At 69.5% G+C, this 26253-nt stretch carries 28 protein-coding genes; 13 read left to right on the top strand and 15 right to left on the bottom strand.

Annotation, left to right across the window (positions count from 1 at the left end; translation table 11 throughout):
- Positions 1-34: 34 nt before the first annotated feature.
- Entirely contained in the window at positions 35-565 is a 531-nt protein-coding gene (locus tag ACIA5C_RS25510) for a GNAT family N-acetyltransferase (RefSeq protein ID WP_396058728.1), read from the bottom strand.
- Between the two features lie 81 nt (positions 566-646).
- Between ACIA5C_RS25510 and ACIA5C_RS25505 the strand changes: the two genes are divergently transcribed.
- Positions 647-1573 (top strand): DUF2332 domain-containing protein, encoded by a 927-nt coding sequence (locus ACIA5C_RS25505; RefSeq protein ID WP_396058726.1) that lies wholly within the window; start codon positions 647-649, stop codon positions 1571-1573.
- Here ACIA5C_RS25505 and ACIA5C_RS25500 read toward each other — a convergent pair.
- Both ACIA5C_RS25500 and ACIA5C_RS25495 read right to left on the bottom strand, forming a co-directional pair.
- A complete protein-coding gene (locus tag ACIA5C_RS25500) occupies positions 1570-1773 on the bottom strand; it encodes a DUF397 domain-containing protein (RefSeq protein WP_396058724.1) in 204 nt (67 codons plus the stop codon). The two genes, ACIA5C_RS25505 and ACIA5C_RS25500, sit on opposite strands and share 4 nt — an antisense overlap.
- Positions 1766-2647 (bottom strand): helix-turn-helix domain-containing protein, encoded by an 882-nt coding sequence (locus tag ACIA5C_RS25495; protein WP_396058722.1) that lies wholly within the window; start codon positions 2645-2647, stop codon positions 1766-1768. Before ACIA5C_RS25495 ends, ACIA5C_RS25500 begins: the two co-directional genes overlap by 8 nt.
- Before the next feature lie 187 nt (positions 2648-2834).
- On the opposite strand from ACIA5C_RS25495, the gene ACIA5C_RS25490 reads away from it, so the two are divergent.
- Positions 2835-3629 (top strand): SAM-dependent methyltransferase, encoded by a 795-nt coding sequence (locus ACIA5C_RS25490; RefSeq protein ID WP_396058720.1) that lies wholly within the window; start codon positions 2835-2837, stop codon positions 3627-3629.
- Here ACIA5C_RS25490 and ACIA5C_RS25485 read toward each other — a convergent pair.
- On the bottom strand, positions 3616-4386 hold the full coding sequence (locus ACIA5C_RS25485) for a maleylpyruvate isomerase N-terminal domain-containing protein (RefSeq protein WP_396058718.1): 771 nt from the start codon (positions 4384-4386) through the stop codon (positions 3616-3618). The genes ACIA5C_RS25490 and ACIA5C_RS25485 overlap by 14 nt on opposite strands.
- A gap of 61 nt (positions 4387-4447) precedes the next feature.
- Here ACIA5C_RS25485 and ACIA5C_RS25480 point away from each other — a divergent pair, with 61 nt between their 5' ends.
- Positions 4448-5056 carry a TetR/AcrR family transcriptional regulator gene (locus ACIA5C_RS25480; RefSeq protein ID WP_396058716.1) on the top strand — a complete coding sequence of 203 codons (609 nt, stop codon included), beginning with the start codon at positions 4448-4450 and terminating at the stop codon, positions 5054-5056.
- A 240-nt stretch (positions 5057-5296) separates the two neighbouring features.
- On the opposite strand, the gene ACIA5C_RS25475 is transcribed toward ACIA5C_RS25480, so the two are convergent.
- Together ACIA5C_RS25475 and ACIA5C_RS25470 are read right to left on the bottom strand one after the other, a co-directional pair.
- Entirely contained in the window at positions 5297-5839 is a 543-nt protein-coding gene (locus ACIA5C_RS25475; protein ID WP_396058714.1) for a GNAT family N-acetyltransferase, read from the bottom strand.
- Positions 5761-6258: a hypothetical protein gene (locus ACIA5C_RS25470; protein ID WP_396058712.1), complete on the bottom strand. Its 498-nt coding sequence runs from the start codon at positions 6256-6258 to the stop codon at positions 5761-5763. The genes ACIA5C_RS25475 and ACIA5C_RS25470 overlap by 79 nt, the downstream gene beginning before the upstream one ends.
- A gap of 4 nt (positions 6259-6262) precedes the next feature.
- On the opposite strand from ACIA5C_RS25470, the gene ACIA5C_RS25465 reads away from it, so the two are divergent.
- From ACIA5C_RS25465 to ACIA5C_RS25455, 3 genes are all read left to right on the top strand, one after another.
- Positions 6263-6616 (top strand): hypothetical protein, encoded by a 354-nt coding sequence (locus ACIA5C_RS25465; protein ID WP_396058710.1) that lies wholly within the window; start codon positions 6263-6265, stop codon positions 6614-6616.
- 224 nt (positions 6617-6840) lie between these two features.
- Positions 6841-7386 (top strand): DNA-3-methyladenine glycosylase, encoded by a 546-nt coding sequence (locus tag ACIA5C_RS25460; RefSeq protein WP_396058804.1) that lies wholly within the window; start codon positions 6841-6843, stop codon positions 7384-7386.
- A 44-nt stretch (positions 7387-7430) separates the two neighbouring features.
- On the top strand, positions 7431-7976 hold the full coding sequence (locus ACIA5C_RS25455; RefSeq protein WP_396058708.1) for a hypothetical protein: 546 nt from the start codon (positions 7431-7433) through the stop codon (positions 7974-7976).
- A gap of 13 nt (positions 7977-7989) precedes the next feature.
- Here the strand turns inward: ACIA5C_RS25455 and ACIA5C_RS25450 are convergent, their stop codons facing one another.
- Positions 7990-8571: a TetR/AcrR family transcriptional regulator gene (locus ACIA5C_RS25450; RefSeq protein WP_396058706.1), complete on the bottom strand. Its 582-nt coding sequence runs from the start codon at positions 8569-8571 to the stop codon at positions 7990-7992.
- A 151-nt stretch (positions 8572-8722) separates the two neighbouring features.
- Here ACIA5C_RS25450 and ACIA5C_RS25445 point away from each other — a divergent pair, with 151 nt between their 5' ends.
- Positions 8723-9751, top strand: coding sequence for an alcohol dehydrogenase catalytic domain-containing protein (locus tag ACIA5C_RS25445; RefSeq protein ID WP_396058704.1), 1029 nt, complete (start codon positions 8723-8725; stop codon positions 9749-9751).
- Here the strand turns inward: ACIA5C_RS25445 and ACIA5C_RS25440 are convergent.
- The 4 genes from ACIA5C_RS25440 to ACIA5C_RS25425 are packed head-to-tail and all read right to left on the bottom strand — an operon-like array spanning position 9654 to position 13498.
- Positions 9654-10469: an ABC transporter permease gene (locus tag ACIA5C_RS25440; protein WP_396058702.1), complete on the bottom strand. Its 816-nt coding sequence runs from the start codon at positions 10467-10469 to the stop codon at positions 9654-9656. The genes ACIA5C_RS25445 and ACIA5C_RS25440 overlap by 98 nt on opposite strands.
- Entirely contained in the window at positions 10466-11290 is an 825-nt protein-coding gene (locus ACIA5C_RS25435) for an ABC transporter permease (RefSeq protein WP_396058700.1), read from the bottom strand. The genes ACIA5C_RS25440 and ACIA5C_RS25435 overlap by 4 nt, the downstream gene beginning before the upstream one ends.
- Complete coding sequence (locus ACIA5C_RS25430; protein ID WP_396058698.1) at positions 11290-12489, bottom strand: ABC transporter substrate-binding protein; 1200 nt, start codon at positions 12487-12489, stop codon at positions 11290-11292. Before ACIA5C_RS25430 ends, ACIA5C_RS25435 begins: the two co-directional genes overlap by 1 nt.
- Complete coding sequence (locus tag ACIA5C_RS25425) at positions 12479-13498, bottom strand: ABC transporter ATP-binding protein (RefSeq protein WP_396058696.1); 1020 nt, start codon at positions 13496-13498, stop codon at positions 12479-12481. Before ACIA5C_RS25425 ends, ACIA5C_RS25430 begins: the two co-directional genes overlap by 11 nt.
- 85 nt (positions 13499-13583) lie before the next feature.
- Between ACIA5C_RS25425 and ACIA5C_RS25420 the strand changes: the two genes are divergently transcribed.
- The 5 genes from ACIA5C_RS25420 to ACIA5C_RS25400 all read left to right on the top strand — a co-directional run bounded on the left by ACIA5C_RS25420 (position 13584) and on the right by ACIA5C_RS25400 (position 20828).
- Positions 13584-15020: an MDR family MFS transporter gene (locus ACIA5C_RS25420; protein ID WP_396058694.1), complete on the top strand. Its 1437-nt coding sequence runs from the start codon at positions 13584-13586 to the stop codon at positions 15018-15020.
- A 154-nt stretch (positions 15021-15174) separates the two neighbouring features.
- Entirely contained in the window at positions 15175-18282 is a 3108-nt protein-coding gene (locus ACIA5C_RS25415) for a GH92 family glycosyl hydrolase (RefSeq protein WP_396058692.1), read from the top strand.
- A 131-nt stretch (positions 18283-18413) separates the two neighbouring features.
- Positions 18414-19511: a glycoside hydrolase family 19 protein gene (locus tag ACIA5C_RS25410; RefSeq protein WP_396058690.1), complete on the top strand. Its 1098-nt coding sequence runs from the start codon at positions 18414-18416 to the stop codon at positions 19509-19511.
- Positions 19512-19590: 79 nt separating this feature from the next.
- Positions 19591-20217 carry a ClpP family protease gene (locus tag ACIA5C_RS25405; RefSeq protein ID WP_396058688.1) on the top strand — a complete coding sequence of 209 codons (627 nt, stop codon included), beginning with the start codon at positions 19591-19593 and terminating at the stop codon, positions 20215-20217.
- Positions 20214-20828, top strand: coding sequence for a ClpP family protease (locus ACIA5C_RS25400; RefSeq protein WP_396058686.1), 615 nt, complete (start codon positions 20214-20216; stop codon positions 20826-20828). The genes ACIA5C_RS25405 and ACIA5C_RS25400 overlap by 4 nt, the downstream gene beginning before the upstream one ends.
- 28 nt (positions 20829-20856) lie before the next feature.
- Here ACIA5C_RS25400 and ACIA5C_RS25395 read toward each other — a convergent pair whose 3' ends face one another.
- The 4 genes from ACIA5C_RS25395 to ACIA5C_RS25380 are packed head-to-tail and all read right to left on the bottom strand — an operon-like array spanning position 20857 to position 25325.
- On the bottom strand, positions 20857-21192 hold the full coding sequence (locus tag ACIA5C_RS25395; protein WP_396058684.1) for a helix-turn-helix domain-containing protein: 336 nt from the start codon (positions 21190-21192) through the stop codon (positions 20857-20859).
- Between the two features lie 34 nt (positions 21193-21226).
- Positions 21227-22060, bottom strand: coding sequence for a hypothetical protein (locus tag ACIA5C_RS25390; protein ID WP_396058682.1), 834 nt, complete (start codon positions 22058-22060; stop codon positions 21227-21229).
- A gap of 21 nt (positions 22061-22081) precedes the next feature.
- Positions 22082-23368: a hypothetical protein gene (locus ACIA5C_RS25385; RefSeq protein ID WP_396058680.1), complete on the bottom strand. Its 1287-nt coding sequence runs from the start codon at positions 23366-23368 to the stop codon at positions 22082-22084.
- Positions 23369-23390: 22 nt separating this feature from the next.
- Positions 23391-25325 (bottom strand): GTP-binding protein, encoded by a 1935-nt coding sequence (locus ACIA5C_RS25380; RefSeq protein ID WP_396058678.1) that lies wholly within the window; start codon positions 25323-25325, stop codon positions 23391-23393.
- Positions 25326-25546: 221 nt separating this feature from the next.
- Here ACIA5C_RS25380 and ACIA5C_RS25375 point away from each other — a divergent pair, with 221 nt between their 5' ends.
- Positions 25547-25798: a hypothetical protein gene (locus tag ACIA5C_RS25375; RefSeq protein ID WP_396058676.1), complete on the top strand. Its 252-nt coding sequence runs from the start codon at positions 25547-25549 to the stop codon at positions 25796-25798.
- Positions 25799-26253 lie beyond the last annotated feature (455 nt).

Raw genomic sequence — 26253 nt, 5'->3', positions numbered from 1 at the left:
CCGGCGTCAGCCCACCGGCGTCAGCCCACCGGCGTCAGCCCACCGGCGGGATGATGGAGAAGACGAGGGCGTCCGACGAGCCGTCGTTGAGGAAATTGCGGAGCCGGCCCTCCGGCTCGAAGCCGGCCCGCTCGAGCACCCGCCGCGAGCCCACATTGCCCGGCTCGACCCACGCCTCGATCCGCCGCAACCGCAACGCTTCCCACGCCCAGGGGACGATCAGGCGGATCGCGGCCGTCGCGGCCCCGGCCCCGCGCGCCGGCGGAACCACCCAATAACCGAATCCACCGACGTACGCCTGTGGACGCATGGCCAGCCACAGCAGCCCGATCGCGCGGTCACCGTCACTTTCCACGATGGCCTGCGACAGCCCCTCGCCGTCCTCCGCGCGTTTCCATTGGCGGTGGATGAAGGCGACCCCTTCGGCCGCGGTGTAGCTGGAGGGAACTGTGGTGCCCCGCGGGATCCGCGGGTCGGTGCCGGCGAGCCGAATGCAATCGAGGTCGGTCTCGCGCCATTTCCGCAGCCCGATGCGGCCGTTGCTAAGGGCGGGGTGTGGGTACACGGCTGTCCTGACTGTGGATGACGGCACGACCCGGCTGCTTCGGGGCCCACGCTCGTGCCGGGGGGATGGGACCATGACGCCGTGACGATCGCCGGCGCATATCTCGAGTTCGGTTCGCGGGAGGCCCGGGGCAACTCCCCGACCTACGACAAACTGTGCACTGCCATAGCCGCCGACGACGACCTCCTCGAACTGCTGGCGTCGTTGCCTCCGGCCAAGCAGCAGCCCAACCTGCTCTTCGGCGTCGTCCGCTTCCTGGGCGGCCCGGTCACCGTCCCGGCATTTCACGATTTCGTGGTGGACAACTGGGCAGCGGTCTCGTCCGAGGTCCTCCGACGCGCCGTGCAGACCAACGAGATCGGCCGATGCGCGGCTCTCATGCCGGTGCTCGCTTGCCTGCCGCAGCCGGTGTCCCTCATCGACATCGGCACCTCGGCCGGGCTGTCGCTCTTCTCCGACAAGTACGCCTACCGGTACGGCGATACGACGATCGGCCAGTCGACCGTGACGCTGGACTGCGACGCCGTCGGCATCACGCTGCCGGCCGCCCTGCCGACCGTCGCCTGGCGCGCCGGCGTCGACCTCAACCCGCTCGACATCACCGACCCCTCGGACGCCGCCTGGCTGGAAGCGCTGGTCTGGCCCGAGCAGGAGCACCGGCGCGAGCGGCTGCGGGCCGCGATCGCCATCGCCCGGGCCGACCCGCCGCGGCTGGTGCGCGGCGGCCTCGAGACGGTGTCCGACCTGGTCGCCCGGGCCCCCGAGGGAACGACGCCTGTCGTTTGTCACACCTCCGTGCTCTATCAGGTGCCGCCGGCCGAGCGCGCCGCCTTCATCGAGACCGTGCAGAGGCTGCCCGGCCACTGGATCTCGGTCGAGGGGCCGGACGTGGTCGACGTCGGTGATCTGCCCGCGCCGCCGGACGATTCGGCGCTCAACGTGCTGGCGCTCGACGGGAAGCCGCTGGCCTGGGTTCGGGGGCACGGGCAGGCGATGTTCGGACTCTAGAAATCGAAGTCGCCGTCCCGGACACCGTCGAGGAAGACGGTCCACTGGGTGGACGTGAAGACGAGGGTGCCGCCCGCCCGGTCCTTGCTGTCCCGCACCGCGACGATGCCGGGCAGGTTGACGGCGACCTCGACGCAGTCGCCACCGTTGCCGCCACTGCGCGTGCTCTTGTGCCAGACGGCACCGGTCAGGTCAGCCATCGTTCTCGCTCTCTTTGAGGATCGCACCGATGAGGTCGTCGGAATCGGCCTGGCTCAGAGCGATCGACTCGAGAGCGATCCAGATCGATTCGTACGCCTCGACCTCGTTGAGTTTATCCAGGTAGAGGGCACCGGTGAGGCTCTCGCAATAGATAGTCGTCGGTTCCGGTGAGGTGGTGCCGACGGCCGGGAACTCGAGGATCGTGAATTGCCCGGAGCTGGCCGCCTTGTGGGGGCCGGCCGCGAACGGGATCACCCGCACGCTCACGTTGGGCCGGGTCGACACGTTGACCAGGTGGGCCAGTTGTTTCTGCATGCCGAGCCGGTCGTCGACCGAGCGACGCAGGACACCCTCGTCGAGGATCACGTCGAGCCGGGGCGCCGCCGGGCGGCTGCGCCTGAGCAGGGACTGGCGCTCCAGGCGTACGGCCACCGCGCTCTCGACCGCATCGTCGTCGTCTCCGATCCACTCGCGGAACACGCCTTCGGCGTACTCCCGGGTCTGCAGCAGGCCGGGGATCACGCTGGGGGCGAACGACCGCAGCCGGCCGGCCGCCTGTTCCATGCCGACGTAGAGCTCGAACCAGGCCGGGACGACGTCTCCGTACGCGTGCCACCAGCCTTTCGACTTCGATTCCTGAGCGAGGCCGATCAGCACCTCGGTCATCTCGGCCGACGCCTCGTAGACCGTGCACATCGCGATGACGTCGTGCTTGCGGACGGGGACCTCGCCGTTCTCGATCCGGTACATCCGCGCACGGGAGAATTCGAGTTCCTGGGCCGCGGCCATCAGGGAGATGCCGGCCTGCTCGCGCAGTTGCCGCATGAGCCGTCCCACCTGACGACGTGGAACGGTTGACCCCAAGTCGGACATCGACACCCCTCTGACGGCCTGCCGCGGGGGGACTGTCTCGAACGAGACGATCGGATCGTCTCGAGCGAGACAGTGAGAATTGCTATTTGAGATTCTCACCGCGAACCTTTGCGGCAACAGCCTAGGGCACCGAAGCTCCTCTGTGTAGCGCCACGATCGCTGATTGTGATTCCCTAGGATCGGTCGCGTGACCCTAGAACGGTTCGACACCGGCACCCCGCACCCGGCCCGGCGATACAACTACTGGCTGGGCGGCAAGGACAACTTCGCAGCCGACCGCGAGTCCGGCGACCTGCTCGCCAAGTCGTACCCGGCGGCCCGCCTCGCCGCCCGGGCCAACCGGGCCTTCCTCGGCCGAGCGGTCGGCTATCTGGCCGGCGAGGCCGGCCTGCGACAATTCCTCGATATCGGTACGGGTTTGCCGACCGCCGAAAACACCCACGAGGTGGCCCAGCGGATCGCCCCCGAATCCCGCATCGTCTACGTCGACAACGACCCGATGGTCATGGCCCACGCCCGCGCCCTGCTCACCAGCACGCCCTCCGGCGAGACCCGCTACCTGGAGCAGGACCTGCGCGACCCGGCGTCCATCCTGGAGTCCCTCGACATCCTCGACCTGTCGCAGCCGGTCGGTCTCATGCTGCTCGCGGTCATCCACTTCCTGCCGTCGCAGGACGAGGCCCGCTCGATCGTGTCGACCCTGGTGGACGCGCTGCCGTCGGGCTCGCATCTGACGATGTCGTGCGCGACCACCGACTTCCTGACGCCGGAACTCAAGGCGAACTGGGACGAGTCGCTGCGGAGCGGACGATCCGACGTCCACCCGCGCACCCGGGCGGAGTTCGCCGAATTCTTCGAGGGGCTCGAGCTCATCGACCCCGGGATCGTCGCGGTGAGCGAATGGCGGCCGGACCCAGCCGCCGAGGAGCACCCGACGCCGGTCGAGGCCTCCCTCTTCGGAGCGTTGGCTAGGGTCCCGTAATCAGCGTGCCGAACTTGGTCGCGAGCCACGGCTTGCGACCACCGGCCACCATCCGGCCGCGGGCGATCTGCCCCCACTGCCCGACCCGGCCGAACCCCACCAGCAGAAACGCCACCGGATCGGCCGAGATCCAGCAGTCCCCCCGGCCGCTCCCCACGACGGCCTTTCCCCCGGCCACCGAGATCAGGTGACGCGGCCCGCCGCGCAGCCGCAGTTCGAAACTCGCCTCGACCCCGGCCGCCCGCCTCGGGTCGAGGTAGTCGGGAATCATCGCCACCACGCCGGCGATCACGTCCAGCGCCTCGTCCCGTCCGATCCGCCACGGCTGCCCACTCGCCCGCGCGACGTCCAGCCCGTGCACCAGCAGCTCGCCGAGCAGCGCCGACGTCATCGTCGACCAGGTCATCTGCACGCCGTTGCTGACCAGCACCCGCTCGTCCCGCGCCGGAATCGCCAGGAACCCGTCGACCGCGGAGCCCAGCCGGTCGGCCAGACTGCCGAGGTCACGGTCGGGATCCTCGCGCAGCTGCGCCGTATTCGCCACGGCGTTCCGCCGCGACGGACTCCGGTCGCTGTCGGCGACCTTCTTGCGCCCTTGCGCGTACGCCGTGTAGTCGTCGAACTCGTGCACCAGGTGAGCGGCCGTCTCCGCCACCGACCACTCCAGCCCCGGCACCCGCGCGCCGGGGTCCCCCGCAGCCCGGATCACCGCCGCCGCCCGCCCAGCAGCGGCTCGCATAGTTTCGTTATTTGACATAGCGTCACTATGTCAGATCGCTAGTCGGTGAGCAACGGACACGAACGGCTATACAAACGGGATGACTTCGCGGCCCCGACGCAACACGACCCTGCGCGACGAGCAGGTGGCCCAGACCCGGGCCGCCCTGGTGGCGGCCGGGCGCTCCCTGTTCGGCCGGCAGGGGTACACCGCCACCTCGGTCGAGGACCTGGCCCGCGAGGCCCGCGTCACCACCGGCGCGCTCTACCACCACTTCCCGACCAAGACGGCCCTCTTCGAGACCGTCTTCGAGCAGGTACACACCGAACTCCTGACCAGTTCCGCCGACGCCGCCTCCCAGGCTCCCGACGAGATCGCCGCCCTGGGCGTGGGCTTCGAGGCCTTCCTGGACGGCATGCTGATCCCCGACGTCCAGCGCATCCTGGTCACCGACGCCCCGGCCGTACTGGGCCTGGCCCGCTTCACGGAACTGGACGAGCGCTACGCCTTCGCCACCATCGCCGCCGAGCTGAAGGCAGCCGCCGAGGCCGGCCGCCTCCGCGCCGACGACCCCGACACCCTGGCGCGGCTCCTGCTGGGCGCCCTCACCCGGGGCAGCATGCTGATCGCCCAGTCCCCCACCCCGCACGAGGCCCGAGACGCCGTGGTCAAGTCGCTCCGCCTGCTCCTGTCAGGCCTGACCGCCTGACCACGCAGCCCCACCGGCCGCCATCCCCGCCGCTGCCTGGCCTGAGCCCCGCGGCCCGGGTCGCCACTGAGCCCCGCGGCCCGGGTCGCCACTGAGCCCCGCGGCCCGGGTCGCCACTGAGCCGCAACCGCCCGGCCAGCATCCCTGTGCCGCCGCCTGGCCAGAGCCTCGCGGCCAGAGCCTCGCGGCCAGAGCCGCCCCTGAGCCACAACCGCCCGGCCATCGCCCCAGGCCCGGCGGTCAGGTGGTCTCCGGCGCGATCCGGGCGTAGAGGTAGGCGTCCCGGCGGTGACCGCCGATCGGCGCGAAAGACCTCATCAGACCCTCGCGCTCGAATCCCGCCTTTTCCGCCACTCGCACGGAGCCCTCGTTCCACGGTTCGATGTAGGCCTCCAACCGCGCGACACCCGCCTCCACCAGGAGCCAGCCCGACGCGGTCCGGACCGCGTCGGCCGTCACCCCGGAGCGGCGAGCGGCCGGGCCAGTCCAATAGCCGATCGAAGCGCGGGCCGCGGACTGCGCGACCCACAGAGCGCCGACATAGCCGACCGCCTTCTCCTGCCCCGACGGCACGACCGCCCACGCCCAGCCCCGCCCCGACTCGAACCGCACACGCTGAGCGTCGACGAATGCCAGCGCTCCTGCGGCGTCGGGCCGGTCCGGCACCTGGCTGATCAGCGGGATGAGGGGATCCGTCGAGACGCTCAGAACGAAGTCGACGTCGGTCGCCCGCCACGGACGCAGCAGGATCCGGTCACCGTGGATCTCCGGCTGGCCTGGCATGCCGCGAACCTATCAGCACGCCAGTTTCCTCTCGAAATGAAATACCCGCAGACCGAATACGCCGGGTCAATGGGACCCGCCGAATTCGTGGGAATTGTTGCCGCGGCATGGGCCGACGCGTCATAAAACACCGAGGTGCCGTCGGCCGCGCCGAGGAAAAGCGCGGTCTTGTTCGTTATCGAGGCGACCCCGGGGGATGGCGCCCCTCCATCCGCCGGGTAAACGTGGGCGAGGTCGGCCCGCATGTGGAAGAGAATCATCCCGTCCAGTTTGGTCGGTCCTGTCGGCTCGCCCCGCTCGATACCTTCCACATAGGAGTCGGGCAGCGCCGACATCCTCTTGTAGGTATTCATCCGCGCGGCCGCACCGACATTACCGCTGTAAATTATTGCCGGGATTCCCCAGACGGCCAGGATCACGACGATGACGGCGAACAGTTTTTGCCACTACCCGGTCCCGGGACAGGACCGCGCACAGGAAGCGCGCGACAAACTGATGGCGCCGATCACCGCAGCCAACGCGAGCGCCGGCAACGGGACGAGAAGAATCCCGACCGAGCCGGCACTGCCTCCGCGACCTCGACGACAAGATGCCCCGGCCGGAGCTTGCGGACGGCTACCGCGTGCGGGCCATGAAAGCGGGCGCGACCTGGACCTGGTCGTCGAGGCGGAGGACGGAACCCTCGTCGCGTCGGCCCTCGGCTGGCTCGACGAGGTCACCGGGTCGGACTGCTGGAACCGGTCGGTGTCGGCCCGGGCCACGCCCGCTGCGGGCTAGGCGCCGCGGTCGGCCTCGCCTGCCTGCCTGCATGCATGCATGCCATGCGCGACGGCGGCGCCGCTCTGGCCAAGGTTTGTCCTCGCGGCGACGACGCCTACCCGGTGCCGCGCGGCTTCTCCGATGGCGCCCGCACAGCCACCTACGCCCGGAAATAGGCTTGCACGGTGACTTATGCGTGGCTCGACCTCCCGGCAGCCAAGATCGATGAGGCCGCGCGGGTGATGCTCGGCTGGCGGCTGACCGCCAACGGCGTGGTCGTCCGGATCACCGAGGTCGAGGCGTACAGCGGGCTGGGGGCCGATCCGGCCAGCCATGCCCACCGGGGCCGCACCCCGCGCAATGCGGTGATGTTCGGTCCGGCCGGATTCCTGTACGTGTACCAGATTTACGGCATGTACCAATGCATGAACATCGTCTGCGGGGAGGAGGGCGTGGCCGCCGCGGTGCTGCTGCGGGCCGGTGAAGTGGTCGAGGGCGCCGAGACGGCCCGCAGCCGACGCCCCGGCGCGCGGAACGACCGCGACCTGGGCGCGGGGCCGGGCAAGCTGACCCGGGCGCTCGGCATCAGCAAGGCCGACTACGGCACGTCGGTGGTCGATGGCACCGGCCCTCTCACGATCACCCCGCCGGTCGGCGAGGTCGGCCCGGTCGAGGCCGGCCCGCGCGTCGGCGTCACTTCGGCCCACGACGTCGCCTGGCGTTTCTGGGTGAAGGACGATCCGACGGTCAGCTCGTACCGCCGCCACGCCCCCCGCCGGCAAAAATAGCGAACGCCCGCGCCCGCCCGGCCCGGCCGGTTAGCGTGACGGCGATGGTGACGCAGCGGGGGTTGGTCGTCTTCAGCGCGATGTGCTCGGCCGGCCTGATCTGGTCGGCGATGCTGATCGCCGGCCTGTTCGTGAGCTGGCGCCCGGTCGGCTCCGGCGTGGCGGTCGGGGTAGCCGCGCTGCTCACCCTTCCCGGCGCGATAGCGGGCGTGATCGCCAACCGCCTCTATTACCGCACCACCGACGGCCGCCGCCCGTGGAGCCTGGTCTCCTGGGTTCCGCCGCACGTCCCGCACTGGGCGGCCATGCTCGCCGGTGTCCTGTTCTTCGGCTTCTGGCTGGCCGTGGTCGTTGCCTTCGCCGGCCTCGACGGCAGCGCCGAGCTCCGGGACGGCCACTACGTGATCAACAACCACGGCCGCGTGACGACGGTGACCCAGGCCGACTACGAACGCCAGCTGGACCACGAACAGCAGATCTCGCTGGGCATCCTCGGCGCCACGGCGGTCGGCGGCGCCTTCATGACCGCCGCCGTCCTGACCCACGAACCCCAACACGAAACCCAGGCGGCTCCGACCAACGCACTCTGAGCGGCCCGCCCGTTCAGGCCTGCAAGCTCCGAATGGCCAGCTCGGCGAAGCGGCGGGACGCGGCGGGCGTGGTCGCCCGCAGTCCCGCGTTGGCGCGAAGAAGCAGGATGAGGTCGTCCAGCGCGAAGTCGCGCCGCAGGTGGTTCTTGGCGCGGCCGGCCAGTTCGGCCAGGGCGACCAGCGACCGTTCGCGCGCCGGGGCCAGCTCGGCCACGTAGGGAAAGGCGCGGGCGAAGCCGTCGTCCCGGGCGTGGAGCTCGAACAGCTGGGAGATCGCCGTCCGCAGGCCGTGCCACGGGTCGGGGTCGGTCAGCCCCCGCTCGATGATGGCGTGGCAGGTCCGCAGGCGGTCGGCGAAGGCTTCGGCGGCCAGGGCCTGCTTGGTGGGAAACCGGCGATAGAGCGTGGCCGGCCCGACGCCGGCCCGGTGCGCCACCTCGCGCATCGGCGCGTCGAAGCCCTCGCTGGCGAAGACCGCGCGGGCGGCCTCCAGGATGCGGTCGCGGTTGTCCCGAGCGTCCGAACGCAGCGACTGCCGCAGGCCACGGGCGCGGCCGGCGGAGGCAGAGGCAGAGGCGGACGCGGAGGCGGACACAGAGGCAGAGGCAGAGGCAGAGGCAGAGGCAGAGGCAGAGGGAGAGGCAGAGGGAGAGGCAGAGGGAGAGGCAGAGGGCATGTGAGGCAAAGGTGCGGCCACTCTCCCAACTTAGCCTCCGGCCGGGGCCCACGCCGCTAGCGTGCGGCAGGTGAGAGCTGTGGTGATCAAAGAGTTCGGGCCGCCGGACGGGCTGGCCGTCGTCGACGTGCCGAGTCCGGTGCCCGCGGCGGGGCAGGTGCTGATTGATGTCGAGGCGATCGGGGTCGGCGGTGTGGATGTCGTCATCCGGCGGGGGGACCTCGAGGCGTACGGGTTCCGCCCGGGATTCGTCCCGGGCGGTGAGGTGGCCGGGACCGTGGCCGCGGTCGGCGACGGCGTCGGCTCGGTGCGGCCGGGTCAGCGCGTGTGGGCCGCCACCGGCACCGGCGGCGGCTATGCGGAACAGGCGGTCGCGCCGGTCGCCGACGTCGTTGCGCTTCCCGACGGGCGCACCGCCGTCGAGGCGGTGGCGCTGGGCAGCGCCGGCGTCGTCGCGCACTTCGGGCTGGCCCACGCGCATTTCCGGCCCGGCGAGAGCGTGCTCGTGCGGGGTGCCGCCGGCAGCATCGGGATCATGACGGTCCAGTTGGCGGCCGAGCGGGGCACCGTGTCGGTCACCACTTCGGAGCCGGCGGGCGAGCGTGGCCGCAGGTTGCGTGAGCTCGGCGCGACCCACGTGCTTGGCCGGGACGAGCCGAGCGACGAAACCTACGACGTCATCATCGATGTCGTCGCCGGCCCCGGCCTGCCCGGTTTCCTCGACCGGCTGAGGCCCAACGGCCGCCTGGTGATCGTCGGCGCGGTCGGCGGGCAGCCCCCGGCCGGCCTCGGTGCCCGGCTGATGGCCGCCTTCCAGCGGTCGCTGTCGGTGGCCACCTTCAGCGCGGCGACCGTCGGCCGCGAGGCGAGGAACGAGGTGCGGGCCGAGCTGTTCCGGCGGGCCGACCGGAAGGCCGTCGTCCATGACGTCCTGCCGCTGGATCAGGCCGCCGAGGCGCACCGCCGGATGGACCGCGGCGAGGTCTTCGGGCGCATGGTCCTCATGTCCGGCTTGCCCCGGCGGCCGGGCCCGCCACCCGCTGCGCCAGCCAGACCGGCAGCACCGACAGGACGACCAGCAGCGCCGCCACTACGTTGACCACCGGCGCCTGGTTGGGCCGGAAAAGGTTGTTGAAGATCCAGATCGGCAGGGTGGTGATGCCCGGACCGGCGGTGAACGTGGTCACGATGATCTCGTCGAAGGACAGCGCGAACGCCAGCAGCCCACCGGCGAGCAGCGCCGAGGAGATCAACGGGAAGGTGACGTACCGGAAGGTCTGCGTGGGCGAGGCACCCAGGTCGGCCGACGCCTCCTCGAGGGAGACACCGGTCCGGCGGAGCCGGGCCAGCACGTTGTTGTAGACCGTGACCACGCAGAACGTGGCGTGGCCGACGATCACCGAGAAGAGGCCCTTGCCGAGGCCGAGCGGTTCGATGACCGAGCGCCACGCGCTGTCGAGGGCGATGCCGGTGACGATGCCGGGCAGGGCGATCGGCAGGACGATCAGCAGCGAGAGGGTGTCGCGGCCGAAGAAGCGGAAGCGCTGCACCGCGAACGCGACCATCGTGCCCAGCACCAGCGCGATCGACGTCGCGCCCAGACCGGCCTTGACCGACGTCCACAACGCATCGCGAGCGCCCGAGTTGTCCCAGGCGGACGACCACCACCGGGTGGTGAAGTCGTGCGGCGGCCAGGCGAACGTCCGGTCGCCGTTGAACGAGTTGATCAGCACGAGCGCCAGCGGGACGTAGATGAACAGCAGGCCGAGGGCCATGAACGCGCGCAGGGCCCAGCGGGCGACGGGCGAGAGACTCACAGCTCCTCCAGGGCGCCCGAGCGGCGGACCGCGACCAGGTAGACCACCATGATCACTACCGGGACGGTGGCGATCGCGGCGGCGAACGGGAGGTTGTTGGCGGCGCCGATGTTGGCGTAGACCAGGTTGCCGATCAGCTGCGACTTGCCGCCGACGATCTGGACCGTGATGTAGTCGCCGAGCGACAGCGAGAACGTGAAGATCGAGCCGGCGAAGATCGACGGGATCAACATCGGAAGGACGACGGCACGGAACGTACGCCAGCCGCGTGCACCCAGGTCAGACGACGCGTCGAGCAGCGAGTCGGGCAGTCGTTCGAGGCCGGCGTACACCGGCAGGATCATGTACGGCAGCCACATGTAGGACAGCACCAGGATGACGGCGAACAGCCCGTACCCGGGGCCGCCGAACAGGTCATCGAACGGGCCGCCGTTGGCGAGCAGGATCCGCCACGCGTACGCCTTGACCAGATAGGACGCCCACAGCGGCGTCAAAATAAGAATCACCAGCCAGTGCCGCGAGCGGGGCGAGGCGACCTTGGCCATGTAGAACGCCATCGGCACGGCCAGCACCGTGCAGATGACCGTGACCGAGACGGCCACCCCGAGGCTGCGCAGGGCGACCGTCCGGTAGACGTCCTCGGTGACCAGCGTCCGGAAGTTCTGCAGGGTGAACGAGTGCACCACGTCGCCGGTGAACCCGTTGACCATCCAGAACGACGACACGAGCAGGACCGCGAGCGCACCGAGGTAGGCCACGACCAGCCAGAGCACGGGCAACGAGAGCAGCCCGGCCAGCTGAAGACCGGAACGACGACGCATCAGCCCTTGATCTCGGTCCAGGCCTGGGTCCAGGCCGAATAGTCCTTGCAGGTCACGTCTTTCCGGCCGTCGAGGCACTGTGCGAGCGGCGTCGTCCAGTACCAGACCTTGGAGAAGTACGACTCGTCGGTCGCGTGGAACGTCGTGCAGAAGTTCTTGTCCGACGTCTGGTCGCAGGCGAGCTTGTTGGACGGCGCCTCACCGAACCACTCGGCCACGGCCGCGTTGGCCTTCGGCGAGATGATGTGGTTCATCCAGAGGTACGCGCAGTTCGGGTGCTTGGCCTTGGACGAGACCATCCACGTGTCGGACCATCCGGTCGCGCCCTCGCTCGGCAGGAACGCCTGCACCGGCGCCTTGTCGGCCTGGGCCAGGTTGGTGATGACCTGCCAGGTGGTGCCGAGCACCGAGTTGCCGGCCTTGAACGCCTGCACCTCCTTGGTGTAGTCCGACCAGTACTCGCCGATGTTCTTGTTCTGGGCCTTGAGCAGGGCGACCGCGGCCGAGAACTGCTTGTCGTCGAGGGCGTACGGGTTCGTGATCCCCAAATCGCTGTGGGTCTTCATCAGATAGAGCGCCGCGTCGGCGATGTAGATCGGCGAGTCGTACGCCGTGATCTTGCCCTTGTACGGCGAGTTGGCGTCGAACACCGCACCCCACGAGGTCGGCGCCGGCTTGACCGTGTCGGTCCGGTACATCAGCAGGTTGGCGCCGCGGCCGTGCGGGATGCCGTAGGGCACGCCGTTGACCGAGTTCCACTGCTTGTTCTTGAGCCCGTCGAAGACGTCCGGGTAGTTGGCGACCAGGGAGGTGTTGACCGGCGCGACGTCACCGCCGTAGATCAGCCGCAGCGAGGCGTCACCGGAGGCCGACACCACGTCGTACTCGCCGGTCTTCATCAGCGACACCATCTCGTCGGAGGTGCCGGCGACCTTCGAGTTGACCTTGCAGCCGGTCTCCTTCTCGAAGTCGTGCACCCAGTCCACCTTGGGGTCGTTGGAGCCGTCCTCCACGTACCCGGCCCAGGCGATGATGTTGACCTGACCCTCACCCGCGCCGAGCGACGCCAACTTGTTGACCTTCGGAAGGGCCGCGCCGCCCGGCCCGCCCCCGCCCGATTTATCACTGCCACCGCAGCCCGCCAGCGTCATCGCGCCCAGAACGCCGGCCATCAGAAGAGCCAGTCCGCTACGCCGCATCCGCCTTCTCCTTGATCTCGATGACGTGCTGCTCATCCCAGCTGAGACGGACGATTGCGCCGCGCATCGCGGCGGCCGCCGATCCCGTACGCCGGTTCTGCTCGACAACCACAACCCGCGCGCCGGCCTCGAGATCGACCACGAAGCGGGTCACCGGCCCGGCATAGATCACCTCGGCGACGACTCCGGGATGACCCGTGTCCGAAACGTCGATCTTCTCGGGTCGCACGGAGAACGTTCCGTCCCGGCCGACCAGCTCACGGGCGACCGGGCCGGTAAGGAGGTTGGACGTCCCGACGAAGCCCGCCACGAAACTCGTCGCCGGCAACTCGTAGATCTCCAGGGGCGTTCCGACCTGGACGAGACGGCCGGAGTCGAAGACCGCCACCCGGTCACTCATGGTCAGGGCCTCCTCCTGGTCATGGGTGACGAAGACGAATGTGATCCCGGCATCCCGCTGGATCTGCTTGAGTTCGACCTGCATCTGCTCGCGCAGCTTGAGGTCGAGCGCGCCCAGCGGCTCGTCGAGCAGCAACACCTTCGGGCGGTTGACCAGGGCGCGGGCCAGGGCGACGCGCTGCCGCTGTCCACCGGACAACTCACTGGGCCGGCGGTCCGCGTACCCGTCGAGCCGGACCGTCGAGAGAGCCTGCGCCGCCCTTTCCCGGCGTTCCCGCCGGGAGACCTTGCGGACCTTGAGGCCGTATTCCACGTTCTCGCGCACCGACATGTGCGGGAAGAGTGCGTAGTCCTGGAAGACCGTGTTCACATCGCGCTCGAACGGGGCGAGCCGGGTGACGTCGCGGCCGCCCAGCGACACCGTCCCACCGGTCGGTTGCTCGAACCCGGCGATCAGCCGCAGCACGGTGGTCTTTCCGGATCCGGACGGGCCGAGCATGGAGAAGAACTCACCGTCGGTGATCTCCAGATCGATCCCGGCGACGGCCTCGACCGACCCGAAGGTCTTCCGCAGCCCGTCGAGCCGGATGGCCGGTGTGTCCTTGGTCATGGCCCACCGTAGAGTCCCGCGCTGCAGTGGGTAAATAGATCGATTGACAGTCGTTACAAGAGGCCGGTGGGCTACGGTGGGATAAATGTCAGACGGAAAGGTCGGCTTCCGGTCCGAACGTGGTCCGGTCCTCGCCGCGGTCATGCTGTCGACGGCTCTCGTGGCCGTCGACTCGACGATCATCGCCACTGCGGTCCCGTCGGTGGTCCGCGACATCGGCGGCTTCGCCGAGTTCCCCTGGATCTTCTCGGTCTACCTTCTGGCCCAGGCCGTGTCGGTGCCGGTCTACGGCAAGCTGAGCGACCTCTTCGGCCGCAAGCCGGTCGTGCTGTGGGGCATCGGACTGTTCCTGGTCGGCTCGATCATGTGCGGCGCGGCCTGGAACATCTGGCTGCTGATCGTCTTCCGGGTGGTGCAGGGGCTGGGCGCGGGCGCGATCCAGCCGACCACGATCACGATGGTCGGCGACCTCTACTCGGTGCAGGAGCGGGCCAAGGTCCAGGGCTATCTGGCCAGCGTCTGGGGCATCGCCTCGGTGGTCGGCCCGACGCTCGGCGGCGTGTTCAGCGAGTACGTGAACTGGCGCTGGATCTTCTTCGTCAACGTCCCGCTCTGCCTGCTCGCCGCCTTCATGATCACGACGCGTTTCCACGAGAGGTTCGAGCGCGTCCGCCCGGTGATCGACTATCGCGGGGCGGTCCTGCTCACCGGCGGCCTGACCATGCTGATCCTCGGCGTGCTCGAGGGCGGCCAGGCGTGGGCCTGGGACTCGCCGGCGAGCATCGCGATCCTGGCCCTCGGCGTGTTGATGCTCGTCGTCTTCTGGTTCGCCGAGCGCCGGGCGGTTCAGCCGGTGCTCCCGCTCTGGGTGTTCCAGCGCCGGCTGCTGGTGGTCAGCGGGCAACTGGCGATCGGGGTCGGCGCGATCCTGCTCGGCTTGAGTTCGTACGTCCCGACGTACGCCCAGGACGTGCTCGGCACCGGTCCGCTGGTGGCCGGCTTCGCCCTCGCCGCGCTGACCCTGGGCTGGCCGATCTCGGCCAGCCAGGCCGGCAAGCTCTATCTGCGCTTCGGGTTCCGCACGTGCGCGGTGTTCGGCACCTCGCTGGTGCTGATCGGCTCGGCCCTGATGCTTACTCTCGGCGCCCATTCGAGCGTGTTCATGGTCGGCTTGTTCTGCCTGGTCATCGGCCTCGGCATGGGCCTGACCGCGGCGCCGACGCTGATCGCCGCCCAGTCGAGCGTCGGCTGGTCGGAGCGTGGTGTGGTCACCGCCAACAACATCTTCCTGCGCTCACTGGGCAGTTCGCTCGGCGTGGCGGTGTTCGGCGCGCTCGCCAACGCGGCGATCGGGCACGGCACGGTGACGCCCGAGCACCTGACCACCGCGGTGCACCGCATCTTCATCGGGATCGTGGTCGTGGCCGTGCTGATGGTCGTGCTGGCTTCGCTGATGCCGAAGCCGGTCGACGAGGCGGCGCCGGCGGAGGGTGCGAAGGCGCAAGAGACGGTGGCCAATTAACTCAGTTTGCGGTTTCGGTACTCCAGGATATTGACAGCGGTTAATGACAGCCGACAACGTTGTCATCGAACTTTTTCAACGTGACGGGGGCTCATTCGCCCGAAGTCAGGTTGAAAAAGTTTCGCTCCCATGTCCTGGAGAAGGGGCAACCCCCATGATCCGTGCCCTCGCCGCGACGGTCCTCCTCACCGCCGCGGTCCTGTCCGTACCGCAAGCAGCTTTGGCGGCCGACGCCAACCTCACGCAATACGTCAACCCGCTCGTCGGGACCGACGACTCCAACTCCCCCAACCCGGTCGGCGGCGGCGCCGGTGGCAGCACCTTCCCCGGCGCGATCGTGCCGTTCGGCATGACGCAGTTCAGCCCGGACACGCCGACCGGCTCACCGTCCGGCTACCGCGACTCCGACCGCACGATCGAGTCGTTCAGCCTCACCCACTTCAACGGCGCCGGCTGCCCCAACAACGAGGATCTGCCGATCCTCCCGGTCACCGGAAACCTCGGCTCATCGCCGGGTTCCGCCTGGACCTCGTACGCCAGTGCCTACACCAAGAGCAACGAGAGCGCCGCCCCCGGCTACTACAAGAACAAGCTGGACAAGTACGGGGTGACCGCCGAACTCAGCGCGACCACCCGCACCGGCGCCCTGCGGCTCACCTACCCGGCCTCCACGACCGCGCGCGTGCTGATCAACGACAGCCGCTCGGCCACCGGCGACCGGTCCGGCACGGTGTCGATCAGCGGCAACCGGGTCTCCGGCTCGCACACCGCGGGCGGCTTCTGCGGCGGCCGCACATACCAGATGTACTACTCGATCCAGTTCGACCGCACGCCGACCGGCTTCGGCACGTTCAGCGGCTCCACGCTGTCGACCGGCTCCTCATCCGCGAGCGGCAACCAGACCGGCGCCTACGTCACGTTCGACACCTCGTCCAACGCGGTCGTCAACGCGACCATCGGCATCTCGTTCGTCAGCGTCGCCAACGCGCAGGCCAACGCGACCGCCGAGGCCGGCTCCTTCGACACCGTGAAGGCCAATGCCGGCTCGGCCTGGAACACCATGCTCAACAAGGTGCAGGTGACCGGCGGCGCGACGACCGACCTGCAGAAGTTCTACACCGCCCTCTACCACGTGTTCAGCAACCCCAACGTGGCCAGCGACACCAACGGGCAGTACATGGGCTTCGACAACGCGGTGCACTCCTCGGCCACGCCGGTCTACCAGAACTACTCGGGCTGGGACATCTACCGGTCGTGGAGCCCACTGGTCTCGCTGGTCGCCCCCGACGTGATGACCGACATCGTCAAGTCGATGGTGCTCGACGGCCAGCAGGGCGGCCTGCTGCCCAAGTGGTCCCAGCAGAACACCGAGGACTTCGTGATGCCGGGCGACCCCGGGCCGATCATCGTCGATGAGGCGTACCAGTTCGGCGTCCGCGGCTTCGACACCGCGGCGGCGCTGGCGCTGATGAAGAAGAGCGCCACCGGCGGCGCGACCCAGGGCTACGTGCTGCGCGGCAACGAGTCCGGCTACGAGAGCCAGCACTACATCGCGGGCAACCCGTCGGAGACCCTCGAGTACGCGTCGAGCGACTTCGCGATCAGCCGGTTCGCGCAGGCGCTGGGCGACACGACGGCCTACAACACGTACGCGACGCACTCGCAGTACTGGCGGTCGCTGTTCAACGGCGAGTCGTCCTACATCCACCCCCGCAACGGCGACGGCAGCTTCCCGTGGCCGCTCAACCCGGCCACCGAGTCGCCCTACACCGAGGGCAACGCGGCCCAGTACACCTGGATGGTGCCGCACAACCTGGGCGCGCTGGTCACCCTGATGGGCGGCAGGTCGACCGCGATCCAGCGCCTCGACCACCACTTCACCCAGCTCAACGGTGGCCTGTCGGCGCCGTACTTCTACGTCGGCAACGAGCCCGAGCACGGGGTGCCGTGGACGTACAACTTCGCCGGCAAACCGTCGGGCGCGAGCGACGCGGTGCGCCGGGTGATGAGCGAGTCGTTCACCACCGGGGCGGGCGGCCTGCCCGGCAACGACGACCTGGGCGCCACCTCCGCCTGGTACGTCTGGGCGGCCCTCGGCCTCTACCCGGTGACACCAGGTGCGGACACGTTGGCGGTCCACGGTGGACTCTTCCCGAGCGTGCTCATTCAGCGCCCGACCGGGAACCTGACGATCTCGGGCGGCAGCGCGACCAGCCCGTACGTGCAGTCGCTGACCGTCAACGGTTCGTCGACGACGCACAGCTATCTGAGGTACGCCGACATCGCGGGCGGTGGCACCATCGCGTACGGGATGGGCTCGTCGCCCTCGGCGACCTGGGGCACCGGCTCGGGTGACGTCCCGCCGAGCTTCGGCGACGGCGGCACCCAGCCCGCTGCCGAACCCGACCTCGGCCCCAACCTGGCGCTCGGCCGGACCGCGACCACCGGCTCGGCCGAGTGCGGCAGCAGCGAAACCGCGGCCAAGGCGGTCGACGGCCAGCTCAAGGGCAACAGCAAGTGGTGCACCGGCGGCACGCCGCACACCCTGACCGTCGACCTGGGCTCGGCACAGACCGTGTCGTCGGTCGTCGTCAAGCACGCCGGCCTGGGCGGCGAGAACACCGCCTGGAACACCTCCGACTACACGATCCAGACCAGCACCGACGGTTCGTCCTTCAGCACGGCGGTGACCGTGGCCGGCGCCCGGAACAGTCGCAGCTACCTGCCGTTCCCGGCGCGCTCGGCACGCTACGTACGCCTCAACATCACCGCACCGACCAACAACGGCGGCGACACCGCCGCGCGGATCTACGAGCTCGAGGCGTACGGGTCGTCCAGCGCCCCGACCGACCTGGCGCTCCGGGCGACGGCCACCGCCGACTCGTCCTGCGGAACCGGTGAGTCGCCGGACCGGGCGTTCAACGGCAGCTGGCTGGGCGGCTGGTCGGACAAGTGGTGCTCGCAGGGTTCGTCGAAGTGGCTCCAGACCGACCTCGGGTCGACCAAGCACGTCGGCTCGGTCGTGCTGCGGCACGCCGGCGCGGGCGGCGAGTACGCGTCCTGGAACACCCGCGATTTCGACATCCTCACGTCGACCGACGGCACCAACTGGACCACGCGCGCCTCGGTGCGCGGCAACACCGCCGACAGCACGACGTCGACCGTCAACGCGGACGCTCGCTACGTACGGCTCAACGTGGTCACCCCGGCCTCGGACGGCAACACCGCGGCCCGCATCTACGAAATGGACGTCCGCGGCTGACGTCCGATCTGCCCGGAAGGCCCGCGCTCCCGGGAGCGCGGGCCTTCTTCATTGAAGGTTGTTTACAAATAAGAAGACATCTGGTTCAGTCGATACCATCCCAGATTCCCCCGCTGGTCAGAGGTGCTTCCATGCCCAGAAAAAGGCTCATGGCGATGGTCGTCGCCATCGGTGTCACGGTGGCCGCGGCCATCACCGCGCTCGTACCCATCACCGCGTCCGAGGCCGCCACGGCCTGCGCTGCGGCCTACAACAACAGCTCCGTCTATACCGGAGGAGCCGTCGTCTCGTACAACGGTCACAACTGGACCGCCAAATGGTGGACGCAATACGAGGCGCCCTCGACGGGCGGCTCCGGCGTCTGGAGTGACGGCGGCGCCTGCGGCGGCACCTCCGGCGGTGGCGGCACCGGCAACTGTAACTACCCGAACTGGGCGGCCGGCCAGAACTACGCCACCGGCGCGATCGTCCGCTACCCGAACAACGGGCAGTACTACCAGGCCACGCACGACAACCCGGGCTACGACCCGACCATCTCGACCTGGTTCTGGTCGCCGTTCTCCTGCACCGGCGGCGGGGGCGGCACCACGCCGCCGCCCACCACCGGCAGCGGTGGCTTCGTCGTCAGCGAAGCGCAGTTCAACTCGATGTTCCCGGGCCGGAACAGCTTCTACACCTACCAGGGCCTGGTCACCGCGATGTCGAAGTACCCGGCGTTCGCCACCACCGGCTCCGACACGGTGAAGCGCCAGGAGGCGGCCGCGTTCCTGGCCAACGTCGGTCACGAGACCGGCGGCCTGGTCTACATCGACGAGATCAACACGGCCAACTACCCGCACTACTGCGACACCTCCCAGCCGTACGGGTGCCCGGCCGGTCAGTCCGCCTACCACGGTCGCGGCCCGATCCAGCTGAGCTGGAACTTCAACTACTACGCGGCCGGCAACGCGCTCGGCGTCGACCTGCTCGACAACCCGAACCTGGTCTCCACCGACGCGGCCATCTCCTGGGAGACCGGCCTCTGGTACTGGATGACCGGCACCGGTAACGCCGGCACCACCTCGCACAACGCCATGGTCAACGGCCAGGGCTTCGGCACCACTATCCGGGCCATCAACAGCATCGAGTGCAACGGCGGCAACACCGCCGAGATGCAGGACCGGGTCAACCTCTACAACCGGTTCGTGGGTGTCCTCGGCGTCTCCGCGGGCAGCAACCTGACCTGCTGATTTCCTCTGTCGGCTGAGCCCATCTGCTGACAGCAGATGGGCCTGGCCGACAGGGTCCGCGGCGCACGATGGTGGTCCCATGCAGCTAACCAACGGAGCAACACCGTGGACCGCGGGATCCATCGACGACCAGGTAGCCGCCCGGCTACTCCACCAGCGCATCATCGTGCTCGGGAAGGAGGTCGACGACGAGATCGCCAACCGGCTCTGCGGCCAACTGCTCCTGCTCTCGGCCGAAGACCCGCGCGGCACGATCAGCCTCTACATCAACTCCCCCGGCGGCTCGGTCAGCGCCGGCCTCGCCATCTACGACACGATGCGGCTGATTCCCAACGAGGTCAGCACCCTCGCGCTCGGGCTGGCCGGCAGCATGGGCCAGTTCCTGCTCACCGCGGGCGCCCCAGGCAAGCGGTTCAGCCTGCCGAACGCCCAGATCCTCATGCACCAGGGCTCGGCCGGCTTCGGCGGCACGGCGGCCGACGTCGAGATCTACGCCCAGCAGCTGGAACGGCTCGGCGCCCTGCTCCTGCGCCTGACCGCCGAGCACACCGGGCAGAGCGTCGAAACCGTCGAACTGGACAGCCGGCGCGACCGCTGGTTCACCGCCGACGAGGCCCTCGGTTACGGGCTCATCGACCACATCCTGGACAGCGTCGACGACGTACGCCCGTCCGTCTCCCGCCAGCCGATGGGACTCAGCGCATGAGCCAGTACACGATCCCCACCGTGGTCGAGAAGACCCCGAACGGCGAACGCGCCTTCGACGTCTACTCCCGGCTGCTGTCCGACCGGATCATCTTCCTCGGCACCGAGATCGACGACGGCGTGGCCAACGTCGTGATCGCCCAGCTGCTCCACCTCGAGTCGGCCGGCGAGCAGGACATCGCGCTCTACATCAACTCGCCCGGCGGCGGTTTCAACGCGCTGACCGCCATCTACGACACGATGAACTTCATCCGGTGCAGCATCGCGACGTTCTGCGTGGGCCAGGCGTCGTCCGCGGCGGCGGCCCTGCTCGCGGCCGGCACCCGGGGCAAACGCTCGGTGCTGCCGCACGCCAAGGTGACCCTGCACCAGCCGTCGAGCCAGGCCCGGGGCACGCTGCCGGATCTGGCGGTCGAGGCCAAGGAGGTCGCGAAGGTGCGGGCCGAGATGGACGAGATCCTGGCCCGGCACACCGGCCACTCGACGACCAAGATCCGGGCCGACACGGACCGCAGCATGGCCCTCTCGGCGGCCGACGCGGTCGCCTACGGCCTCGCCGACCAGGTGATCACCAGCCGGCCGAACACCGGCTATCGGCTGAACGCGGCCTAGCCTCTTACGCGGCCTCTTACGCGGCCTCCTACGCCGCCATGAGCATGACGCCGCCCGACACGGACGCCTGCGGGCTCTGCCGGCGCCGGGCGGCGTCGAGCCGGAAGACGTTGGACGGGGCGATCTCGGTGACGAACGAGAGCCGCACCTCGCCCAGCAGGTCGGACAAGTCGACCCGAAGGGAGTCACAGACCGCGGCGACGACCTCGGAGCTGGGCTCCTTGAGCCCCCGCTCGACCTCGGAGAGGTATTGCACGGAGACGCACGCCTCGCGGGCCACCTCGGCCAGCGTGCGCTTCTGCTCCAGTCGGCGGCGGCGCATGACCTCGCCGACCACGGTGCGCAACAACGGCCGCTTCTCCATGGCCTCACCGTACCGAATCCACCGCGAATAGTGGTTAAGCCAGCAGCGTAGTGACGGCGGCCGTGGCCAGCACGGCACCGAGAGCGAGCGCGACCGGACCCCACCGCACCCGGGTCACCACGACGCGATGGTCCGTGTCGAGGGGCGGCACCTCGCCCAGCGCCCGGACGATCCCCTCGACGGTGCGGAACTGGCAGCGCACGTTGCTGCGAGAATGGCGCCCACGCAGGTCGAGAAGTGGCGTGTCGACCCGGAACTTCCGGGAGTCGCCGTCGGTGAGCTCGACCAGCACTTCCTGGGGCCCCCGGAGGAATCCCGCGAGCAGCGCCCGCGGCACGCTGGTCCGGCGGAACCCGGTGTCGATGTGCAGGTACTCCCGCGTGACGACGAACCGGGCGGCCGGCCCGACCAGCCAGCAGGCGGCGATGGCCAGCACCGAGCCGGTCATCGCACCCACCTTTCCCCCCGCCGGCTCGGTGTTCCAGTCCGTCAGAATGGACACCGGCAGGGAGCCGATGATCGCCATCATGAGGTACGCGAACCCGCTCCACCGCCGGACCACCCGCCGCCGCGCCGTGAGGCTGGGTGGCCCAGGGACGTACGCCGGTATTGCGCCAAGCGGCCGGTCGCTGTAGCGCAATTTGATGGCCGCGTCGATCCGGATGATGATCACCACCATCAGGACGAAACCGGCGAGCACCAGCACAAAACCGAAACGGCCACTCCGGACGATCTCGTGAGCCGGCGTCCGCAGCAGCCACCGCACCTGCACGCCGGCCAGCACCAGCGCGCCGGCACCGCCGACCACCAGGGCCAGCCGCCGGCTCCGGCGCGCGGCGGCGCTGCTCGCGATCGAATGCCGCCCCATGACGATCACGATAGGGCGGCCCTACAACGGAATATGGTCCCGGCGGGTCAGGCGGCCGCGGCGGCAGACCGGGCACTCGCCGCCCGGCCCGACGACCGCCGGTTCGCCGCAGAGGGTGCACGGTTCGGCACCTGCCCGCGGCGCCGGGCAGCCCGCGCACGGCGGCGAACCCCCGTCGCCGAACACGCTGTCACACGCCGTGCAGCCGCAGGCCGGCCCCGGCACCTCGGTCGCCTCCGACTCGGTTCCTCCCGGCAGGTGGCTGACCAGGGCCAGGTTCCCGCGGGCCAGCGTCAGCCCCGGATTTTCGGCCAGCGCATCTTGAAAGCAACGCTCCGCCCTCGCCAGAGCACCCAGGTGCAGATAGACGACGCCGAGCTGGTTGACGACCTGGGCCGAGCGGCCGGGCGTCCGCGCCGCGAGGAGCAGGTGGTTACGGGCGGTCCACGGACGGCGCAGATCGTCGAGCAGGGAGCCGATCACCAGCCGGGCGAGCCAGTTGCGCTCGAAATCGCGTACGGAAGTCACCGCGGCCCGAAAGGCCGCCTCGAACTGCCCGTCGTCGTAGAGGTGGCGCATTTCCGCCTCGGCGAGGCGCTCCCGGCTTTCCCAGATCGGAGCGTTCGCGGCACCCCGGCGGGCCGCCGCGATCGCGCCCGGCTCGTCACCCAGGCGCTGCCGGATGTCGATCAGCTGCAGCCACAGACTGCCCAGCCACGGCGCGTTCTCGACCAGCGCGGAGACGATCAGCGCGTGCTCGGCGGTCGGCGGGCGGGACACCATGGCCAGGCGGCCCTCGCAGCGGATCGTCCGCTCGGCCTCGGCGGTCAGCTCACCGCCCCGATAGCGGTAGAGCCGGTTCAGCTCGGCCTGGTCACCGGGCCGGATCACGCGGTCGAAGCCGGCCTCGTCGCGTGCGCTGATCGCCAGCGTGTGCACGTAGGGCAGGCTCATCGCGACCTGGATCTCGTCGAAGAAGTCCGACCGGCGGGGCGTGGTCACGAACAGCCGGCACTCGGCCAGCCCGTTCGCGAACTCGGCGACCGTCATCGGCTCGTTTTTCGGCAGCTCCGTGTGCACGATCCACCCGAGCGCGGTCAGTTGATCCGCGGTGCCGACCGGCGCGTCGTAAACGACGGCGTGCGGCGGCGAGCTGTGCGGCTCGGTCTCCCGGGCCCGCCGATGCACGGCATCGGCCAGCAACGCCGTACGAAACCCGAGGTCACCAACCTCACGCAGCACATCGTCGTCGGGGCGGCGGCGGCCGGCGGGGTCGTAGAGCAACTGCCGACCTAGAGGCACCGACATTCACCGAGCGTATGTCTGACCTCTACGCAGAGGTGTCGGACACTTGACGGACCGCCACCCGCCGCTCGACCCGCAACAGATATTCCGCCCGGTCCAGCGGGTTATCGTCCCAGCGTGCGCGGGTCGGCGGCGGCCCGGCGACTTGCCGGTAACCGGCGAATGTGCTCTCCACCACTCCCTCGCCCCGGGTCAGGCCGGGCAGGGCCGGTTCCAGATCTTTCAGGCGGGCGGCCGGGACCAGGCCGCTTATGACGTACGCATCCAGATCGGCCTCCTGTTTCTCGGGCACGGCGCCCAGTTTCCCGAGCAGCCCGAGCACCGGGCCGAGCGTGTCGGCCGGGCCGTCGAGGTCAAACCGCTGGATCGGCTCGCAGACCGTGGTGCCGGCGTCCTTGAGGGCCGCCATCAGCACCAGCGGCAGCAGCTTGCGGTAGTCGGCCGGCGTGGTCAGCGGCGCCCCGAACCCGCAGCGGGTCACGGTCACCTTGACGTCGATCACCTGCCAGCCGTACAGGCCTTGCTCGAGCGTGCGCCGCGCGGTCTCCTCGAGTGCCGCCTGGAACAGCTCGGTCGTGCGGAACAGGTAGATCGGCAGCTGCTCGGCCGGCACGTCAAGCTCCATCGTGAACCCGTCGGCCGGCTCCACCCGGAGCTCCAGCGTGGCGAAGTACGGGTTGCCGTCCTTCTTCATCGTCTCGCCCGCCACACCGACGCTGATCGGCCGTTCAACGTGGATGGTCGTGGTCGGCCGGAAGCCGACCGTCAGCCGGTAGTCCTCGGCCAGCGTCGTCTCGATGACCTCCTTCTGCACCTCGCCGTAGAGCGAAACCGTGAGGTCGGACCGCAGATTGATCAGTGGATCCTGCTCGGCCAGCTGGGTCAGCGCGTCGTGCAGAGCCGGGCGGTCGGATTCCCGCGCGGGCACAATCGCCGTCTCGAGAGTCGGCGGCGCGAAAACCTGCATGTTGCCGCGCTCGTGGGGGCGCCCGATCGGGTCACCGATCCGCACGGCCTTCAAACCGTGCACCCGGCCGATCTCGCCGGCTCCGATCTCCCGGCAGGGCCCGCTCGCCGTCTCGAGAGCCGTCACGACGGCGTCTTTGCCGAGGTGGTCGCGCACCCGCAGCGTGCCGTCGAACAGCCGCACGTAGGCGACCTTCGCCCCGGCGCGGTCACGCTCCACTTTGAACACTGTGCCGCTGAGCGGCTTTCGGGAATCGCCGGTGGCGCTCGGGAGCAGTTCGGCGAGGCCGTCCAGAAGCTCCGGGATGCCGGCACCGGTCACCGCCGAGCCGAAGAAGACCGGATAGGCCTTTCCGGCCCGGGAACTCTGAGCGAGAAGCTCACGCATTTCCCGGTACGCGATCTGACCGCGCACGTAAGCACCCAGCAGTTCGTCCCCGCCGTCGATTTCGACGAGCTTCGCGACGAGCTCGTCGTCGGCGCGCGGTTGCACGGCGGCGTCGGAGGTGCCGAGACCACGGACGGTGCTCACGGCGACGGCCCGGTCGGTGAGCCGCCGGGTGATGTCGCGGAGCAGGCTCTCTTCGCGGGCACCGCTGCGGTCCACCTTGTTGACGAAGATCAGCGTCGGCACCGCGAGCCGCCGCAGCGTCCGCATCAGCACGCGGGTCTGCGCCTGCACACCCTCGACTGCGGAGACCACCAGCACCGCGCCGTCGAGCACGCGCAGCGCCCGCTCGACCTCGGCGATGAAGTCGGGGTGCCCGGGCGTGTCGATCAGGTTGACGGTGGTGCCGCCGACCGGGAACGATGCGACGGCCGTCTTGATCGTGATCCCGCGGCGCCGTTCGAGGGCGAGCGAGTCGGTCTGGGTGCTGCCGGCGTCCACACTGCCGATGGTGTCGATGACACCACCCGCGTAGAGGAGGCGCTCGGTCAGGCTGGTCTTACCGGCATCGACGTGCGCCACGATGCCAAGGTTGAGAACGGTCACGCAGATCCTTCGCGAAAGAGGTGGTCAGGAACACCGGGAACGCGAAACCTGCGCGCATCTCTCCTCCTTCGACGAACATCTGAATCCCCGCAACCTACCCGAGCTACCGGGGTACCGCCCCCGATTAACGCCTTTGCCGCATCGCACAAGGTGTGCGACAGTGTGATTACGGCGTGAAGTCATCCAAATACTTTACGTAGTAGTGACGAGGGGGTGACACCATGGCATCACCCTGGGCGCTGGACCGATTCGGCGGCCTGACCGGCGCACTCAGCAAGCGCCTGCCACAGGCCCTCGGCGCGGCCCTGGAACGCACCTTCGCAAAGCGGGCCACCGCCGATCCGCAGCCCGACGAGGCCCCCGGCAGCCGCCGGCAGGCCCTGCGCCACACCGTCCTCTTCCCGGGCGCCTCCAACCAGGCCTTGCTCGACACCCGCTGGGGCGAACCCACCATCACCGACGACCGCCACTGACCCACCGGCGCAACGTGGGCGCAGCCGGGCTGCGCCCACCACAGCCCCGTACGGCCGGCCACAAGCCACCACACCCCAGCGCGGCCCCGCTTCGGTCCCCCGCTTCCCGGCCGGCACCGCACGGTCCACCATGACCGCCCGCAGCACCGACCTCCGCGTGACGCCCCTCCCCCTGCCGGTCAACACATCGGCGCAAGCCAGCAGTGTTTCCCGCACCGCCGCATGCGGCCGGCGTCACCACCCGCACCCCAACCAGTCGCCGACCCACCGCAGCCCGCCACCCGCGATGCCCCACGACCTATCTGGCCGGCATGGGCCCAACCACGATCCGCCCACCAGAAACCGGCGGGCTGAGCAGGCCACCACCGAGCCCATTGCCCGGCCGAGCAGACTGCCACCCAGCCCACCGGCCGGCCGGACTGACACCCAGTCCCACCAGCGGGCCGAACAGGCTG

It is taken from the genome of Actinoplanes sp. NPDC051343 (assembly GCF_044455125.1).
Lineage (GTDB): Bacteria > Actinomycetota > Actinomycetes > Mycobacteriales > Micromonosporaceae > Actinoplanes.
Note: the sequence above shows the minus strand (reverse complement) of the source record. Positions and strands in the feature narration are given on the sequence as shown.